General features: G+C 57.7%; 17 protein-coding genes and 1 pseudogene. 12 read left to right on the forward strand and 6 right to left on the reverse strand.

Annotation, left to right across the window (positions count from 1 at the left end; translation table 11 throughout):
* The first annotated feature begins 34 nt into the window (after positions 1-34).
* The 5 genes from L6D63_RS07885 to L6D63_RS07905 all read left to right on the forward strand — a co-directional run bounded on the left by L6D63_RS07885 (position 35) and on the right by L6D63_RS07905 (position 6829).
* Positions 35-934 (forward strand): bestrophin family protein, encoded by a 900-nt coding sequence (locus L6D63_RS07885; RefSeq protein WP_131671295.1) that lies wholly within the window; start codon positions 35-37, stop codon positions 932-934.
* A gap of 247 nt (positions 935-1181) precedes the next feature.
* Positions 1182-2075 carry a LysR family transcriptional regulator gene (locus L6D63_RS07890; protein ID WP_131671294.1) on the forward strand — a complete coding sequence of 298 codons (894 nt, stop codon included), beginning with the start codon at positions 1182-1184 and terminating at the stop codon, positions 2073-2075.
* A gap of 65 nt (positions 2076-2140) precedes the next feature.
* Complete coding sequence (chrA, locus tag L6D63_RS07895) at positions 2141-3484, forward strand: chromate efflux transporter (RefSeq protein WP_095668905.1); 1344 nt, start codon at positions 2141-2143, stop codon at positions 3482-3484.
* Between the two features lie 549 nt (positions 3485-4033).
* Complete coding sequence (locus L6D63_RS07900) at positions 4034-5398, forward strand: glutamine synthetase family protein (RefSeq protein ID WP_131671293.1); 1365 nt, start codon at positions 4034-4036, stop codon at positions 5396-5398.
* Between the two features lie 147 nt (positions 5399-5545).
* Positions 5546-6829 carry an NAD(P)/FAD-dependent oxidoreductase gene (locus L6D63_RS07905; RefSeq protein WP_131671292.1) on the forward strand — a complete coding sequence of 428 codons (1284 nt, stop codon included), beginning with the start codon at positions 5546-5548 and terminating at the stop codon, positions 6827-6829.
* A gap of 188 nt (positions 6830-7017) precedes the next feature.
* Here the strand turns inward: L6D63_RS07905 and L6D63_RS07910 are convergent, their stop codons facing one another.
* Both L6D63_RS07910 and L6D63_RS07915 read right to left on the reverse strand, forming a co-directional pair.
* The gene (locus L6D63_RS07910) at positions 7018-7803 is read right to left on the reverse strand and encodes a DeoR/GlpR family DNA-binding transcription regulator (protein WP_131671291.1); all 786 of its coding nucleotides are present in this window, start codon (positions 7801-7803) and stop codon (positions 7018-7020) included.
* Between the two features lie 252 nt (positions 7804-8055).
* Complete coding sequence (locus tag L6D63_RS07915; protein WP_236170299.1) at positions 8056-8949, reverse strand: LysR family transcriptional regulator; 894 nt, start codon at positions 8947-8949, stop codon at positions 8056-8058.
* Positions 8950-9033: 84 nt separating this feature from the next.
* On the opposite strand from L6D63_RS07915, the gene L6D63_RS07920 reads away from it, so the two are divergent.
* Positions 9034-9810 (forward strand): NAD(P)H-dependent oxidoreductase, encoded by a 777-nt coding sequence (locus L6D63_RS07920; RefSeq protein ID WP_131671289.1) that lies wholly within the window; start codon positions 9034-9036, stop codon positions 9808-9810.
* Between the two features lie 160 nt (positions 9811-9970).
* On the opposite strand, the gene L6D63_RS07925 is transcribed toward L6D63_RS07920, so the two are convergent.
* The 3 genes from L6D63_RS07925 to L6D63_RS07935 all read right to left on the reverse strand — a co-directional run bounded on the left by L6D63_RS07925 (position 9971) and on the right by L6D63_RS07935 (position 11947).
* Entirely contained in the window at positions 9971-10990 is a 1020-nt protein-coding gene (locus tag L6D63_RS07925; protein ID WP_131671288.1) for an AbrB family transcriptional regulator, read from the reverse strand.
* A gap of 139 nt (positions 10991-11129) precedes the next feature.
* Positions 11130-11552, reverse strand: a complete 423-nt coding sequence (locus tag L6D63_RS07930; protein ID WP_131671287.1) for an HD domain-containing protein — start codon at positions 11550-11552, stop codon at positions 11130-11132.
* Between the two features lie 14 nt (positions 11553-11566).
* Positions 11567-11947 (reverse strand): hypothetical protein, encoded by a 381-nt coding sequence (locus L6D63_RS07935; RefSeq protein ID WP_131671286.1) that lies wholly within the window; start codon positions 11945-11947, stop codon positions 11567-11569.
* A gap of 264 nt (positions 11948-12211) precedes the next feature.
* On the opposite strand from L6D63_RS07935, the gene L6D63_RS07940 reads away from it, so the two are divergent.
* Together L6D63_RS07940 and L6D63_RS07945 are read left to right on the forward strand one after the other, a co-directional pair.
* Positions 12212-12832: a hypothetical protein gene (locus tag L6D63_RS07940; protein ID WP_131671285.1), complete on the forward strand. Its 621-nt coding sequence runs from the start codon at positions 12212-12214 to the stop codon at positions 12830-12832.
* A 125-nt stretch (positions 12833-12957) separates the two neighbouring features.
* The gene (locus L6D63_RS07945; protein ID WP_047293508.1) at positions 12958-13389 is read left to right on the forward strand and encodes a hypothetical protein; all 432 of its coding nucleotides are present in this window, start codon (positions 12958-12960) and stop codon (positions 13387-13389) included.
* Between the two features lie 66 nt (positions 13390-13455).
* On the opposite strand, the pseudogene L6D63_RS07950 reads toward L6D63_RS07945, so the two are convergent.
* Positions 13456-13856, reverse strand: a pseudogene (locus tag L6D63_RS07950) (hypothetical protein).
* 565 nt (positions 13857-14421) lie between these two features.
* Between L6D63_RS07950 and L6D63_RS07955 the strand changes: the two are divergent.
* The 4 genes from L6D63_RS07955 to L6D63_RS07970 all read left to right on the forward strand — a co-directional run bounded on the left by L6D63_RS07955 (position 14422) and on the right by L6D63_RS07970 (position 16369).
* Positions 14422-14703, forward strand: a complete 282-nt coding sequence (locus L6D63_RS07955) for a hypothetical protein (protein ID WP_047293507.1) — start codon at positions 14422-14424, stop codon at positions 14701-14703.
* Between the two features lie 255 nt (positions 14704-14958).
* Complete coding sequence (locus tag L6D63_RS07960; RefSeq protein WP_047293505.1) at positions 14959-15321, forward strand: hypothetical protein; 363 nt, start codon at positions 14959-14961, stop codon at positions 15319-15321.
* A 140-nt stretch (positions 15322-15461) separates the two neighbouring features.
* Positions 15462-16121, forward strand: a complete 660-nt coding sequence (locus tag L6D63_RS07965; RefSeq protein ID WP_131671283.1) for a hypothetical protein — start codon at positions 15462-15464, stop codon at positions 16119-16121.
* A gap of 65 nt (positions 16122-16186) precedes the next feature.
* Positions 16187-16369, forward strand: a complete 183-nt coding sequence (locus tag L6D63_RS07970) for a hypothetical protein (RefSeq protein WP_131671282.1) — start codon at positions 16187-16189, stop codon at positions 16367-16369.
* Positions 16370-16378 lie beyond the last annotated feature (9 nt).

Consider the following 16378-nt stretch of genomic DNA (forward strand, 5'->3'; position numbering starts at 1 on the left):
CCGCCCTTACCCTGCGTAACCGGGATCGCCCAGCATGATCGTCAGACCCAAGGTCAACCAGTTCGCCATCCTCTTCACCCTCAAGGGTTCGATCGCCAAACGCATCGCCCTGCGCACGCTGATGGTCACCTTGCTGGCCTCGGCCATCGTGCTGATGGAAATGCTCCACCCGAGCAACTTCACCAAGGTCAACGCCACGCCATTCACCTTGCTCGGCTTGTCGCTGTCGATCTTCATGAGTTTTCGCAACAACGCCTGCTACGACCGCTGGTATGAAGCGCGCAAAGCCTGGGGCGATGTGCTGGTGCACATTCGTTCGGTGATCCGCGAAACCCAGGTCATCCGCGAATCGGCGCAGCGCAAACCGTTGCTGCTCAACCTTTGCGGTTTCGCCCACTCGCTGAATGCGCGGTTGCGCCGGGAAAGCGAAGCGGCGGCCAGCCGTGCGTGGATCACCCCGCAACACGATGCACAGGTGCCGGACTACAGCGGGCGCATTCTGCAGCAGGTCGGCCAACAGTGCTCCGACCTGCAACAGAGTGGCGAACTGAGCGAGTGGCGCTACATGCTGCTGGCCAATCACCTGACGAGCCTGACCCAGGCGCAAGCGGTGTGCGAACGGATCAAAAACACCCCGCTACCCTTCCCCTACACTTTGCTGCTGCACCGCACCATCTACCTGTTCTGCATTCTGTTGCCGTTCGCCATGGCCGAACCGCTGGGCTGGCTGACCCCGCTGTTTACCGCAATTGTCAGCTACACATTTTTTGGTCTGGACGCGATTGCCGACGAGCTGGAAGACCCGTTCGGCCGCGACGAAAACGACCTGGCGACCGACTCGCTGGTGCGCACCATCGAGCGTGACGTCCTCAGCGAACTGGGCGTGACCGACCTACCACCAATGCTGCTGCCGGTGGACTATGTGCTGAGCTGATCTCGCTCTCCCCCGCAAGTACGGTCTGATCACTCTGACCCACCCCATGATCGATCTGCTCTATCGGCGCCGTTGACCTCGGCCAACGCCTTTGAAACCATGGGCGCCAGAGCGGATCGACAGGCTATTCAATTCTTCCGATCCGGCGCACATACCGTCAGGTGAGATCGTCGCACCTCGCGTTTTTCGTGCGCTGCGCGCCGCTGCGTCGATACTCAATCCGATTTCTCAACGAGCAGGTGCCATCGTGGACATCAAACAACTCAAGTTCCTGATCGCGCTGGACGAAACCCGACACTTCGGCCAGGCCGCCGCCCGCTGCCACATTACCCAGCCGACCCTGTCGATGCGTCTGCGCAATCTGGAAGATGAGCTGGATCTGGTGCTGGTCAATCGCGGCCAGCGCTTTGAAGGGTTTACCGAGGCCGGCGAACGAGTGCTGGCCTGGGCCCGCACGCTGCTGGCCGCGCATGACGGCCTGTTTGCCGAAGCCGCAGCGTGCCGCGGGCAACTGGTCGGCAGCCTGCTCCTGGGCCTGGTGCCGTTGAGCAACTTCAACCCGATCACTTACATCCAGAGCTTGTCCGGCACGTATCCCGAGTTGAAATTCAGTCTGTCGTCGGGGAGTTCCGACGAGATCATCGCCGAGCTTGGCAACAATCAACTGGACTTGGGCGTGTGCTACCTCGACCACGTCAACCCTAACTATTTCGATTTTTTCGAGATTGGCGAAACCCGCGTCGGGCTGCTTTACGACAACCGCCACTTCCATTTCGAAGGCTCGGACATCAGTTGGGAGGACGCCGCCGAACTGCCGCTGGGGATGATCACCACCGGCATGCATTACCGCAAATCCATCGACCTGAGTTTCCGCAGTCGCGGCCTCAATCCGCAGCCGATCCTGGAAAGCGATTCGACCTATCAGCTGTTACAGGCCATTCATCAGGGCTTCTGTTGCTCGATCATGCCGCTGGACAGCGGGCTGGAAGAGCCGATCGAACACCTGTCGTTCATGCAATTGCCGGATGCCAGTGTGCTGGCGCCGCTGGGGCTGGTGATGCGCAAGACCGAACCGCGCTCGGCGATCGCCGAGAAGTGCTTCGCCGAGGCGCGCAAGTTGTTTGGAAAGGGCCAAGCCTGACACCACACTTGAACAAAAAACTGCTTAGATAGCGGCTCCGACAACATCCACCGCAGGCGCCGCGCTTGAACACCTCACCCGAAGATTTGCCCAGACCCGCTCCCGTAACGCTGCGCCAGGCCTGGCGCTTCTGGCTCAAGCTCGGCTGCATCGGGTTCGGCGGCCCGGCCGGGCAGATCGCGATCATGCATCAGGAACTGGTCGAGCGCCGGCGCTGGATCTCCGAGCGACGGTTTCTGCATGCGCTCAACTACTGCATGTTGCTGCCCGGCCCCGAGGCCCAGCAACTGGCGACCTACATTGGCTGGCTGTTGCATCGCACCTGGGGCGGGGTGATCGCCGGGGCGCTGTTCGTGCTGCCGTCGCTGTTTATTCTGATTGCGCTGTCGTGGCTGTACATCGCCTTCGGCGACGTGCCGGTGGTCGCCGGAATCTTCTACGGGATCAAACCGGCGGTGACCGCGATTGTCTTGCACGCGGCGCACCGCATCGGCTCGCGGGCGCTGAAAAACGCTTGGCTGTGGGCCATCGCGGGGGCGTCATTCGTGGCGATCTTCGCCTTTGATCTACCGTTCCCGCTGATCGTGCTCGGGGCGGCACTGATCGGTTATCTCGGCGGGCGACTGGCGCCACAGCGCTTCAACAACGGCGGTCAGCGCAGCAGTGCCAAATCCTTCGGCCCGGCGTTGATCGATGACGACACGCCGACGCCTGAGCATGCGCGATTCAGCCTGCCAAAGCTGTGGCGCCTGCTGTTGATCGGCGCGGCGTTATGGTGTTTGCCGATGGGCCTGCTGACCGCGCTGTTCGGCTGGGACGGCACCTTCACGCAAATGGGCTGGTTCTTCACCAAAGCCGCACTGCTGACCTTCGGTGGCGCTTACGCGGTGTTGCCGTATGTCTATCAAGGCGCGGTCGGGCACTACGGCTGGCTGACGCCGACGCAGATGATCGACGGCCTCGCCCTCGGCGAAACCACACCCGGCCCGCTGATCATGGTGGTGGCGTTTGTCGGTTTCATCGGCGGTTACGTGCAACCGGCGTTCGGCGCCGAACATGCATTCGCCGCCGGTGCACTGGCGGCGACGCTGGTGACCTGGTTCACCTTCCTGCCTTCGTTTCTGTTCATCCTCGCCGGCGGGCCGCTGGTGGAATCGACCCACAACGAACTGAAATTCACCGCACCGCTGACCGCGATCACCGCGGCGGTGGTCGGGGTGATCCTCAACCTGGCGTGTTTCTTCGCTTATCACGTGTTCTGGCCGAGCGGTTTCGCCGGGCATCCGGATCTGTTTTCGATCGGGCTGGCGCTGCTGGCGGCATTGGCGCTGTTCATTTTCAAGCGCGGGGTGATCGAAGTGTTGATCGTTTGCGCCCTTGCCGGGCTGGGCTTTCACCTGCTGCACTGAACGTCGTCCAACGGTGCCGGGGCGCAATCAGCGGTTTACACACCCGCAGATTGCCCCTTACTATCCGGGCACACCGGTCGGCGGGTCTGCCCCGCCACCGACGTTTTCCGCCAACGGAAACACGCGTTATGAGTACGTCACCACAACAACCAGAAAGGTTGAACGTCTCCGCTGTGTGCGCCCTCTGTCACAGGGGCCGCGCATGAATCGCATCGTCAATCTCCCCATGGCCCTGCGCCGTTCCAAGCTGCGTCACTCCGCACGCCCGCCGGATATCGCCTGCTGATTCCGACAGTCAGAAAAGATCCATTGTGGTGAGGGGATTCATCCCCGATGGACTGCGCAGCAGTCCCTATCTTTTTGGCCCGCTACGCGCGCCGTCGGGGATAAATCCCCTCACCACAGGTTCCGGGTCACTTCCGACTGCCGGGCATTAGCGAAATACTTTTTTCTTTTTTGATATCCCTGCCAGGACACTCACGCCTATTTACCGCGTCGTGTCCGGCCCGATTCTGCGCGCCTGCGCGGCGCCATCGTGAGTGATTGACCATGAAATTCGCAGCCATCGAAGACGCACGCCTGTTCCTTGAACAAAACCCCGATATCGACATGATCGAGCTGTTCATCCTCGATGCCAACGGCGTGCCACGCGGCAAGCTGTTGCACCGTGAAGAACTGCTTGCCGTGTACCAGAGCGGTCGCCCGCTACCCAGCACCATCCTCGGCCTGACCGTGCAGGGCGAAGACGTGGAAAACTCCGGGCTGGTGTGGGACGTCGGCGACATCGACTGCCGCGCCTACCCGCTCGAAGGCAGTCTGGTGCGCCTGCCGTGGCGGCAGATTCCCACCGCGGCGGTGCAGGTCAGCATGCACCCGACCGAGGGGATGCCAGCGAGCATCGCCGACCCGCGTCATCTGCTGATCAAGGTCATCGACGGCCTCAAGGCCGAGGGTTATCACCCGGTGATGGCGTGCGAACTGGAGTTCTATCTGCTCGACGCCAAACGCGATCACAACGGCCGTCCGCAACCGGCGCTGGATGCCGATGGCGGCCGACCGCGACACACTCAGGTCTACGGTTTGCGCGAACTGGAGCAGATCGAACCGTTCCTCGCCGACCTCTACGGTGCCTGCAAACTGCACGGCATTCCGGCGCGCACGGCGATCTCGGAATATGCGCCAGGCCAGGTGGAAATCACCCTTGAACACGGCGACGCACTGGTCGCGATGGATCAGGCAGTGCGCTACAAACGTCTGGTCAAAGCGGTGGCGCACAAACACGGCATGCAGGCGACGTTCATGGCCAAGCCGTTCGATGATCTGGCCGGCACCGGCATGCACATGCACGTCAGCCTTGCTGATGGCGAGGGGCGCAATCTGTTCGCCGCCGAGGATCCGGCCGGCACCCCGCTGCTGCGCACGGCGATTGGCGGTATGCTCGCCTCGCTGCTCGATACGCTGCTGCTGTTCTGCCCCAACGCCAACTCCTACCGCCGGTTCCAGGCCAACAGCTACGCGCCATTGGCGCCGACCTGGGGCGTCGACAACCGCACTGTCAGCCTTCGCGTACCGGGCGGCCCGGCCAACACCCGGCATATCGAACATCGCATCTGCGGCGCCGACGCCAATCCGTATCTGGCGGCGGCAGCGATCCTTGCCGGGATCCATCGTGGTATTCGTGAAGACCTCGATCCGGGTGCGCCGGTCGAGGGCAACGGCTATGCGCAGGCCAAGCAACTGCTGCCGACCGATTGGCTGACTTCGTTGCAGGCACTGGAAAATTCTGCATGGGCGCGGGATGCCCTCGGCCAGGAATTTCTTGGCGTGTACCTGGCGGTGAAGCGTGCCGAGTACCGGCAGTTCATGGCCGAGGTGGGTGAGCAGGACTGGCGTTGGTACCTGACCGAAGCCTGACATACACCCTGAATCCTGTGGGAGCTGGCTTGCCAGCGATGGGGCCGGCACATTCAGCATCTCTGGTGACTGATACGCCGCTATCGCTGGCAAGCCAGCTCCCACAGGGGCCTCGAGTTGACTCCCGAATTTTGTGTGGACACTAACATGACCCAACGCTGCAATTCCTACTACACCGCCACTCTTCAACAGGACACCGACTACCCGACGCTGCAAGGCCGACATCAAGTCGATGTGGTGATCATCGGCGGCGGTTTCACCGGTGTCGCCACCGCCGTCGAACTCGCCGAAAAAGGCCTGAAAGTCGCCATCGTCGAGAGCCACAAGATCGGCTGGGGCGCCACCGGGCGCAATGGCGGACAAGTCACCGGCAGCCTCTCAGGCGACGGCGCGATGCGCAAACAGATGCGCCCGAAACTCGGCGATGAAGTCGACGATTTCATCTGGCACCTGCGCTGGCGCGGGCATCAAATCATCCGGCAGCGGGTCGAGAAGTACGGCATTCAGTGCGACCTCAAACACGGTCATCTGCACGCGGCTTACAAGCCGAGCCACATGGCCGGTTTGCGCAATGATTACGAGGAAGCCGTGCGTCGCGGCCTCGGCGACGAAGTCAGCCTGCTCGACCGCAGTCAAGTGCGCGACCTGCTGCAGAGCGACCTCTACCACGGCGCAATCAAGAACACGCGCAACATGCATCTGCACCCGCTCAACCTGTGTATCGGCGAAGCGCGGGCGGCAGAAAGTCTTGGTGCATTGATCTTCGAGAACAGTGAAGTGCTGGAGATCATTCACGGCAAGAGCCCGGGCGTACGCACCGCCCACGGCCAGATCGACGCCAATCAGGTCATGCTCGCCGGCGACGTCTATCACAAACTCGAACCGGGTCAGCTCAAGGGCAAGATTTTCCCGGCCATGGGCGGCATCGTCACCACCGCGCCGCTGGGTGATCTGGCGCGGCAGATCAACCCCGAAGACCTCGCGGTGTATGACTGCCGTTTCGTCCTCGATTACTACCGCCTCACGGCTGATGGTCGTCTGCTGTTCGGTGGCGGCGCCAACTACAGCGGCAAGGATTCACGGGACATCGCCGCCGAGCTGCGCCCGTGCATCGAGCAGACCTTCCCGGCGCTCAAAGGGGTGCAGATCGACTACCAGTGGAGCTGCGCGATGGGCATCGTGATCAACCGCATCCCGCAACTGGGCAAGCTCTCGGACAACGTCTGGTATTGCCAGGGCTACTCGGGACACGGCATCGCGACGACGCACATCATGGGCGAAATCATGAGCCGCGCGATCACCGGGCAGATGGAACAGTTCGACACCTTTGCGCAGTGCCAGCACATTCGGGTGCCGATGGGGGATTTACTGGGCAATCCGTTGCTGGCGGCGGGGATGTGGTATTACCAGATGCTTGAACGCCTTCGCTGACACCCCCGATCCCTGTAGGAGCTGCCGAAGGCTGCGATCTTTTGATCTTGATCTTAAAAACAAAGTCAAAAGATCGCAGCCTTCGGCAGCTCCTACAGTGTCCGTGTCGTACTCAACCTGATGTACACCACCAAAACCTGTGGGAGCTGGCTTGCCAGCGATGAGGCCATCAGCCTCAGCAAAAAACCTCAGTCCGGCAACTGCTCCACCACAATCCCCAATCGCCGATAATCCTCGACACTGCCCGACGCCACATGCCGCTCGGTAATCAGCGTATGCAGGCGCGTGCACGGCGCCACCACAAACGGCTCCACCGCCCCGAGCTTGTCCGCCGTGGTCACCGCAATCACCCGCGTCGCGCTGTCGAGCAGCGCCTGTTTCACCGGCACTTCATCGAAGTGCAGCGAGGTGATGCCCACTTCCGGGTGAATCGCGCAGACGCCGGTAAAGGCCAGATCCGCCTTGATCCCGGCCAGCATGCGCACCGCCTCGTGCCCGCCGGCCGCCATCGTGCGCGGATTAAGTTGCCCTCCGGCGAGAATCACGTTCACGCCCTTGTACTCAGACAACGCGATGGCCGTCATCGGCGCTGCGGTCACCGCGGTGATCTGGATATCCGCCCGCAGCGAGCGTGCCACCTGCAAAGTGGTGGAGCCGGAATCGAACAGCACAATCTGCCCGTCCTCCACCTCTCGCGCTGCCCGTTGCGCCAACCGCACTTTGACCTCATCGGTCTCATCCAGCCGGGTGAAGTAATCCTTGCCGCTGTCCTTGGGCCTTGGCAGCGCCCCGCCGTGCACGCGCTGCACCAGCCCGGCGTGGTCCAGTTCGGCGAGGTCGCGGCGAATGGTGTCTTCGGACACGGCGAAGTGCTGGCTCAACTCGGAAGCCATGACCTTGCCGTCGCGTTCGAGGATCAGGAGGATTTTCTGCCGACGCAGGGAGGGCAGTTCGGTGACCGAATGATCGTGCATGGTTTTGCCTGTTTGTGCTTGTAGTTGCAGGTTTTGCCGAGACTAGCGAAAGCCTAGGGCAAACACAAACCGGCGGGTATCAATTGTTTCGATCATTGGAATCAACAGGCCGAATTTTTTCTTTGCATGGCCCCTGTTCAGAATGGCCTCACTTTAAAAAGGCTCAGGATGAACAGCTGATGAATCTCAATTTTGCGTTTGCGTGCATGATCGTGGTGTCTTTTGCGATTGCCCTTGGCCACGCCTGATACGTCACACCGACGCCGCCAAGTGCTCGCGAAGCCATTTGTGTGCCGGGTCGCGGTGCGCGCGCTCGCCCCAGAACATTGCCATTTCGTAGCCCGGCACCTGCAGCGGTGCGTCCACCACTTGCAACGCCGGGTTGCCGCGCACCAGCCGTGACGGCAGCATCGCCACCAGATCAGTACTGGCCAGCACTGACATCACCATCAGAAAATGCGGCACCGACAACACCACTTTGCGCGCCAGACCGACCTCGGCCAGCGCCTTGTCGGTGACCCCGAAAAAACCGCCGCCCTCGCGCGACACCATCACGTGTTCCAGCTCGCAGAACTGTTCGCGAGTCGGCTTACGCTTCAAACCCGGATGCCCGACACGCCCGGCCAACACGTAATGCTCGGTAAACAGCACCCGTTGATGCAGATCCAGCGGCGCCTCTTCGGTGATGTGCAATGCCAGATCAAACGTGCCCTGCTCCGCCTGTTTGACCAATTGCGCCGGTACCAGGTCGAGCACCGCCAGCCGCGTGCCCGGCGCCTGAAGGCGCAAACCGCTGAGGGCTGGCAGCACCACCGTCGACTCGCCGTAATCGGTCGCCGCGACTTTCCAGATGTGCCTGGCCTGCGCCGGATCGAACGCGCTGGCCGGCGCCACCGCGCGCTCCAGTGCCTGCAGCGCTTCACGCAACGGCTCGCGCAGTTCATCGGCCCGTGCAGTCGGGCGCATGCCCCGAGGGCCGGGCAGCAACAGCGGGTCGCCGAAAATCTCGCGCAGCTTGGCCAGGTGCACGCTCACCGACGGCTGCGACAGGTTCAACCGCTCTGCGGCGCGGGTTACGTTGTGTTCTGCCAACAACACGTCTAGGGTCAACAGCAAGTTGATATCCAGACGTCGTAAATTATTCATGGCTATACCTGACATATCAGACATTCATTTCCAATATACCGATCAAGGACTGATCCTGCCTGCATCCAACCAAGGAGTTACGACATGAATGTGCTACTGGTCTACGCCCACCCCGAACCCACTTCGCTCAACGGCTCGCTCAAGGACTTCACCGTCCAGCGCCTGCAAGCCGCCGGCCACACCGTGCAGGTCTCTGACCTGTATGCGATGAACTGGAAAACCACGATCGACGCCGATGACGCCCCCGGTCGCGATGAAAGCCGGCCATTCCACGCTTCGATCGATTCGAAACTGGCTTACCAACAGGGCCGGCAGTCCGCCGACATCGCCCGCGAGCAGGAAAAACTGCTGTGGGCCGACGCATTGATCCTGCAGTTTCCGCTGTGGTGGTTCACCATGCCGGCCATCCTCAAAGGCTGGGTCGAGCGCGTGTATGCCTACGGGTTTGCCTACGGTGTCGGCGAACACTCCGATGCGCGCTGGGGCGAGCGCTACGGCGAAGGCAAGATGAAAGGCAAACGCGCGATGCTGCTGGTCACCACCGGAGGCTGGGATTCTCACTACAGCCCGCGCGGGATCAACGGGCCGATTGATGATTTGCTGTTTCCGATTCAGCACGGCGTGCTGTTCTACCCCGGTTTCGACGTGGTGCCACCCTTCCTGGTGTACCGCGCCAGCCGCATGGATCAAGCGCGGTTTGCCGAGACCTGCGAGGCACTGGGTACGCGTCTGGATGAATTGTGGAGCACGCGGCCGATTGCGTATCGGCAGCAGAATGCCGGCGATTATGAGATTCCGGCGTTGACGTTGAAGGAAGGTATAGCCCCGGGGCTTGAGGGCTTTGCCGCCCACACACGGTAGAGATTACTGAACCTTTGTGGCGAGGGAGCGTGCTCCCGCTCGGCGACGCAGTCGCCGCAAAACCTGCGATTTCGGTGCACCTGAAACACCGCGACATCAGGATTTGGGGCCGCTTCGCAGCCCGGCGGGAGCAAGCTCCCTCGCCACAGGAGGGTGTGCTTCAGACTTCTTTCTGCGCTCGCCGCACCTGCACCAACAACGCCGGCGCAAAGTGCAGCAACACCATCCGCGCCAGATGATGCGTGAGGATAAACACCACATTCAGCCCACCGGCAAACGCGACAATCGCAATCGTCTCGATCGCCCCCGGCATATACGCCAGCCACAGCGACAGCGGATCACTGCCCAGCCAACGCGCCGCTACTTCGGCAAATGCCGCCGCCACCACGATCATCAAGCCGACCGACACCAGCGCCGTCCGACCATGCCGCCCGAGCTCCGCAAAACCGAGTCCCTGAAAGCGCGAGCCGATCCGCACGCCGAGAATCAGCGCCGCCAGATTCAGGCTCCAGTCCGGCATGTGGAAGCCGTGCAGCCATCCCGATTTCACAAACACCGCCGTCAGCAGAATCGCCGTCAGCATGAACGGCGCCGGCACGCCGATTGCCAGCAGCAAACGCCCGAGCACCACGCTCAGGCCAATCAGTACGAATACGGTCAACGCCATGCCTGTGCTCAACGGAGGGCTTTCAACCACCGCCACCGAGCCCTGCCCGGGAATCAAAAAGCTCACCAGCACCGTGATCAACAGCAACCGCATCAGGTGCACGATGATGACCTTGCTTGAGGCCTTTTCCGACTCCAGCAAATCAAACACCGCTGCCAGTGCGCCGGGGTATACCGCCAACAGCGCATCGGTACGGTTCCAGCCTGCGCCGCGGGTCAGCCATCCTCCAGCGAGGGCAATCTGTACCGTCAGGCATAGCAACAGAACGCCGAGGCTTGGCAACATCGCCGATGCCGTTGCACTGTCCCACGCCTCGAACATCAGCCCGGTGGCGATGCCCAGCGTGACCTGGATGTAGCCCAGACCATAAGGCGTTGCGGGGGCAAAACCGCTGCGCGTGGTGACCAGTGCGGTGACGAGGATCGCTCCCAGCAACAGGCCATGAGGGACACCGCTGACCTGCAACGCAGCGCCAACGGCGGCCGCGATCAACAAACACAGAATTGATTTCATATTCGCCTTCCTGGCTATTCCCTGAGGTATTCCACTCCCCTGTAGGAGCTGCCGAAGGCTGCGATCTTTTGATCTTGCTTTTAAAAAACAAAGTCAAAAGATCGCAGCCTTCGGCAGCTCCTACAGGGGGGATTCGTTCTTACGTGCGCAACCGCCCAATCGCCCGCCGATACTTCTCGACCCGCTCCAGATCCTCCCAATCTGGCGAGGCAATCCGCGACAGGTCGCTGTTCTCTTCCAGATCCGCCAGTTTCACCACCCGGCCAATCGGGTTCTGCGCCGCGCGCTCGACGAAATCCTCGTAGGATTCGCCCGGCACTTTGGTCACCGACTCAATCGCCGTCAGCACCTCTTCGCTGAAACCTTCCTTGCGCAAGTCATCGAGGCTGACGCCGCAATCCTCGACCAAGTCGTGCAGCACGGCGACGATGCGTTCTTCCAGCGAATTCATGCGCAACATGACTTTCAGCGGATGCAGAATGTACGGCGCACCGCCCTTGTCGACCTGCCCGGCATGGGCGGTGGCGGCGATGGCGATAGCGCGTTCGAGTGTCTGGGGCATGGAGATTCCTCGGGTTAGAGACCGTAACGGCCACCGACGTGGATATTGCGTTTGAGCCAGTTGCCGATTGTTTTCAAACGCCCCACTGGCCGGGCATGTTGCTCAAGCAGCATGGACACCAATGTCGCTTGGTCCACCTCCCGATGCGCATCGATCACCTGCGCAACCCACGCACAATCAGCCTTCTTCAAATGCTCACGCCATTCGCCGGGCCAGCCATCCAGCTCATCCAGCGCCAACCACCGCGCCCCGCCCTGATTGGCATGCCCGCCGCCAATCGATTGCTCGAAGCAGAATGGCGTCGCCGGTCGGGACTGGTCGATGCTGAAAATGTAGATGTCTTGAGTGGGGTGCTGCGGGGTGGGGGCATTGTTGCGGCTGCCGATTTCGATCATGCGCGGTTCCGTCCTTGGGTGAGGCGTTACAACTTGTTTCGCAGTCTACGTCGTGGTGCCGATGGTGGGAACCTTTGGCGATGAGATGTAGACGGACAACTGAAATGGTTCAACCCACCCTCTTTTGTGTAACATTTCCAAACCAAGGTATTTACAAGGATGTTCACCGTGTCAGGAAAACCTGCTGCTCGAGTTACTGATCTAACCTCCTCCTAATGCTTGGTGCGCCTTAGCTAACTGAATGTATGCAAGAGTGAGAGCCGCATGAGGTTTATCAAAAAAATAATGGCACTGGTAAAGCCAGAACCTAGGCAAGAGCAAATAGCCGGGTACAGCAAACAGGAGCTTAAAAGCTTGTTTGCTCGGCCTTTAGTTCAGACCAACCTACCGGTTCAGCCTCCCACTACTTCATTGGAAAGCGCTGATATCTGCGCATTTTTTTCGCAGTTCCTAATCGACCCTAAAGATTTGGTTGAATTTGAATCACTCGTCGAATCTCACTTCAGAAAAAATACTGAAAGAACCTTCAATGACCTTCCGGTATTTGAATACGAAAGCGCATTGAGCGGAGACCGACTGATATTCTTCGCATCTACTAGAGAATTCAACTCCGTCACGATTCGTTTGATAACTAATAGCCTTGAATTTTTAACGATGCTTAACCGCAAAAAATTTGCGGTTCCTCCACCTTGGTTTGCTTTTGAAGGCTACGAGCCTGCTTGGTGGGGAGGCAGCATGCAAGGTGCTCAAGAGTATTACGACAACAATTACTTTTTCAGTTTTTTCACTCAATTGAGTGACATTGAAAAGCAATCTTATTATTCGAGGTTTGGCGCAACTGATGAGTGGATCGAAAGGTTAGAATTAATGTACGACACCGAGTGATTTCAACAGGAGCACCTTCGCGTACTCTCACCGGAATGGTTGATGGAACCTTCCGAGACGAACCTATCTCGAAACCATAAGCGCCCCGCTCACGATCAAACACGGGGCCATGGGAGAGTTCCGCGATGAACATCCGAATGTTGCTCCTGATCACCACCTTCGCCGTCATCCCCACCTGCGTCATGGCCGAAGGCTGCGACGTCCAGACCCAATCCTCCAGCGCTTCGGTGCCCGCCGTGGAAACCCACAGCTGCTACGAATACGAAGGCATGCCCGTCAACTCCATCGACTGGTCGTGCAGCAATGAGAGCAAAGACATGCTCAGCAGCACTAAAACCAAAGTCGACCACTGCGCTGATCACTATCAGGCCACGTGTGTCGCCACGATCACCCAGGAATCCCTGGCCAACCCGCACTCCACCAGCAAAGACAAAAACGCCAAGGCGCTGAACATCCCCGACAACGCCCAAGTGACCACGTATTACTACGACGCGGAGCATTTGGCCCAGGCGCGAATTGATTGTGAGAACGGGGGTGGGCATTGGAAGGCGAAATAGCGGCGTTTAGCGCGCATGAAAAAGGGACACTGATGGGTGTCCCTTTTTGCTCTAAATGGTGGGGAATCAATGCTTCATGGCTTCACACTGATTGCGCAAGTCCGAATTCCGGTCACTCGAACAAGTGCTGCCCTTCTTCGCTTCACAAAATGCACATGGATACTGGAGCAAATACTGCCTTTTTCAGCCTCACACGTTGCGCGCAAATCCGAATCACGAATGCTCGAACAGGTGCTGCCCTTTTTCGCCTCGCAGTAAGCGCGCTGGTCGCTGTCGCGAATGCTCGAACAAGTACTGCCCTTCTCCGCTTCGCAGGACGCACGCAAATCACTGTCCCGGATTGAGGAGCAAGTACTGCCTTCCTGCGTGGCCTGGCAGTAATTGCGCTGATCGCTGTCACTGATGTTGGAACAACTGGCAAACGTGTAACCGCTGAACATCAACAACATCGCAAAAATCAGTTTCATCTCACACTCCCTTGGCTTGCCAGGAAACAGCCTGGCGCTGGTTTATCCAATTCAAATGAGCGTCGCGACACGCCATCAAATTGGCATCGTTTTTGAAGAAAGTTCCGGGGCGGGGATGGGTACTGGATTTTGGGATCTGAAAACCGCGTAGGAAATGACTGCGCGTGGTGAGGGAGCTTGTTATTGCGGGGCTGCGAAGCGGTTCCATACCCTGCGAGTCATTTTCCCCGGACACTCCGCAACCCTTGATTCACGACGGTTGCACCGCTGACCGGGAGCGAAAGCGCTGGCCACATCTGGTGATTTCACGTCCTACAGGCTGATTGCGACGGTGGGGATCGATGCCTAGAGTGGATCTGTCGCTGAACGAATTTGGCGATAGGGTTTCGCAGCTGGCACGGCCAACTCCCGGCTGCGCAAATTTTATGGCGGTTGTGCGTGGGAGACCTTCGGGTCTGCCGGGTCTTGGTGTTAATCCTCCGGTCTGCGAACCCGCGCATAGCTGCCACCCATTTTGTTTCGCAGCAGGACGGTGGCAATTCTTCTCATTAAAAGGATTAGCACCATGACGAACAAAAAATCGCTCTACCAATGCGTTGACATGTCCTATCCGGCTTCGGATCACCCTGTCCTGCTGATTAATGCCGAAGCCCCCTTGAGTGACCTACATGCCTGCGCATCCGAACGCCTCGAGGCAGTCCTTAAGTATTTAGATCTCATGGCGTGCACCAGCCTCCCCGACCATTCCGAACACGACATCAGCACCATCACCACGATCGCGAGAATCCTGGTGCAGGACGTGAGGGATGTATTTCGGGTAATTGGGCAACGAGCAATTGAATCCTGACCCAAGCGTTCTATCCCCCCTTTGAAGCCATAAAAAACCGCGATATCGCGGTTTTTTGTCCTTTGGATGGGTCGGAGTAGAAAACTCAGTCGCAAAATCGGCTGAGGCTCCGTCGCTAGCGACTTTGGTCTCAACGTCTTCCACTGACAAAAACTTAGTGGCACTCTGACATCCGGCAATTGATCGGTGTACTGAGGATCTTCGATCCTGATCAGCGACAATCACGGCAACAGTAGACGAGGAAAGGATATCTCCATGAAAAAATTGCTCTTCATTCTCACACTCTTCAGCGCATTTTCTTGCTCCGCCGCGACAATCCTCAATCCGATGGATTTCGACGGTTCAGAAGCACAGAAACAACAGGTCATTGATTCCATCACCGCAACGGTGAGGAAGGACTACTGCGAAAAAATCGACATGTGCCAGGAAAGCACTCTTCGCATGATGGAAAAGAAGAATCTTGACTCCTTCAAAGAAGCGACTAAAGCCACTGATCGAAAAATAATGAACGCAGTGATTCATGACTACTGCGAGAAAATTGACATGTGTAATTACAGCACTATATGGATGATGTACAAGAAAAATTTTGAAGCCAAGAACAAAAGCCTTACATGGTAGTTAAAGTACGGAACTTAAAGGTGATAGACCTATAAAACATCACACAAATAAATCTGTCACCTTTTCTTTCTTTTCTTTTTTCTTTCAGGCAAAAAAATAATAAATTCGCCCGTTAATCCCCCCACCAAAGAACAAATTATATGTCAATTAAAAAATCACAAAACGGCGACTGCAAACACACTGAAGCAACAAAATCCAGCACACCACTAACACAACTTACATTTTTCGCAAAAAAATCTTGGCCTTGGATTTTGATATTTTTTTTTACAGTATCAATTTCCGCCGCATATATTTCAAACTTTCACAACCATTCACTCTCATCAGACCCATCAGACTGGGGGGCACTAGGAGACTATTTCGGGGGGTTAGTAAATCCTCTGGCCTCAACAATCGCCTTATATTTTCTGATCAAAGCATATCTATCCCAAAAAGAAGAACTGTCCGAAACAAAAGATGCCCTAAAAGAATCGGCGGAACAAAATAAAATCTCCGCTGAAGCGCAGCGTGAGCTAGCCGAACTGCAAAAAAAACAAATATCGCTAAATGAAAAATCAATAAAAAGTCAATATTATTACTCAAAAATCGAGTCAAAACATAAAGAAATAAGTTTTCTATATGAGGAAATTGAGCGCTGCACAACGGCAAAAAACTCAGATAGATATACCTTTGATTCCAGTGGAAACAGACTCTATACAAACCCTGATATAGACAATTACCGTAGTAAAATGTATTCAAAGGTTTCGAGGACACTAAAAGAAATTGCAGAGATTAACGCGCTATTAGCTCAAGACAACGAATGACATCCCACCCCCAAGAACCTTCTATGAGAGTTACGCATTAGTAATCATAAAACGAGGAAAAAAAAATGAAAGCAGGAAACGTTAACGGGCAAGATATAAAGCAAGAAGTCTGGTGCGACAAATGTGCAAGAACTGGGGCTCGCAATGGAAGCTTCACCACTTCCATAGAAAATGTCTCTCCGCAGCGGTGTCAAAATCAAAACTGTAATGATCCTGAAGCCGAGTTAAAAACAGGAAAAAAAAGGTAAACCGCAGCA

The sequence above is a fragment of the Pseudomonas parakoreensis genome, from assembly GCF_021602155.1.
GTDB lineage: Bacteria > Pseudomonadota > Gammaproteobacteria > Pseudomonadales > Pseudomonadaceae > Aquipseudomonas > Aquipseudomonas parakoreensis.

Coding starts and splice junctions, on each gene's coding strand:
- L6D63_RS07885 (WP_131671295.1), top strand. CDS start 35: ATGATCGTCAGACCCAAGGTCAACCAGTTCGCCATCCTCTTCACCCTC.
- L6D63_RS07900 (WP_131671293.1), top strand. CDS start 4,034: ATGAAATTCGCAGCCATCGAAGACGCACGCCTGTTCCTTGAACAAAAC.
- L6D63_RS07905 (WP_131671292.1), top strand. CDS start 5,546: ATGACCCAACGCTGCAATTCCTACTACACCGCCACTCTTCAACAGGAC.
- L6D63_RS07910 (WP_131671291.1), bottom strand. CDS start 7,803: ATGCACGATCATTCGGTCACCGAACTGCCCTCCCTGCGTCGGCAGAAA.
- L6D63_RS07915 (WP_236170299.1), bottom strand. CDS start 8,949: ATGAATAATTTACGACGTCTGGATATCAACTTGCTGTTGACCCTAGAC.
- L6D63_RS07920 (WP_131671289.1), top strand. CDS start 9,034: ATGAATGTGCTACTGGTCTACGCCCACCCCGAACCCACTTCGCTCAAC.
- L6D63_RS07925 (WP_131671288.1), bottom strand. CDS start 10,990: ATGAAATCAATTCTGTGTTTGTTGATCGCGGCCGCCGTTGGCGCTGCG.
- L6D63_RS07930 (WP_131671287.1), bottom strand. CDS start 11,552: ATGCCCCAGACACTCGAACGCGCTATCGCCATCGCCGCCACCGCCCAT.
- L6D63_RS07935 (WP_131671286.1), bottom strand. CDS start 11,947: ATGATCGAAATCGGCAGCCGCAACAATGCCCCCACCCCGCAGCACCCC.
- L6D63_RS07940 (WP_131671285.1), top strand. CDS start 12,212: ATGAGGTTTATCAAAAAAATAATGGCACTGGTAAAGCCAGAACCTAGG.
- L6D63_RS07945 (WP_047293508.1), top strand. CDS start 12,958: ATGAACATCCGAATGTTGCTCCTGATCACCACCTTCGCCGTCATCCCC.
- L6D63_RS07955 (WP_047293507.1), top strand. CDS start 14,422: ATGACGAACAAAAAATCGCTCTACCAATGCGTTGACATGTCCTATCCG.
- L6D63_RS07960 (WP_047293505.1), top strand. CDS start 14,959: ATGAAAAAATTGCTCTTCATTCTCACACTCTTCAGCGCATTTTCTTGC.
- L6D63_RS07965 (WP_131671283.1), top strand. CDS start 15,462: ATGTCAATTAAAAAATCACAAAACGGCGACTGCAAACACACTGAAGCA.
- L6D63_RS07970 (WP_131671282.1), top strand. CDS start 16,187: ATGAAAGCAGGAAACGTTAACGGGCAAGATATAAAGCAAGAAGTCTGG.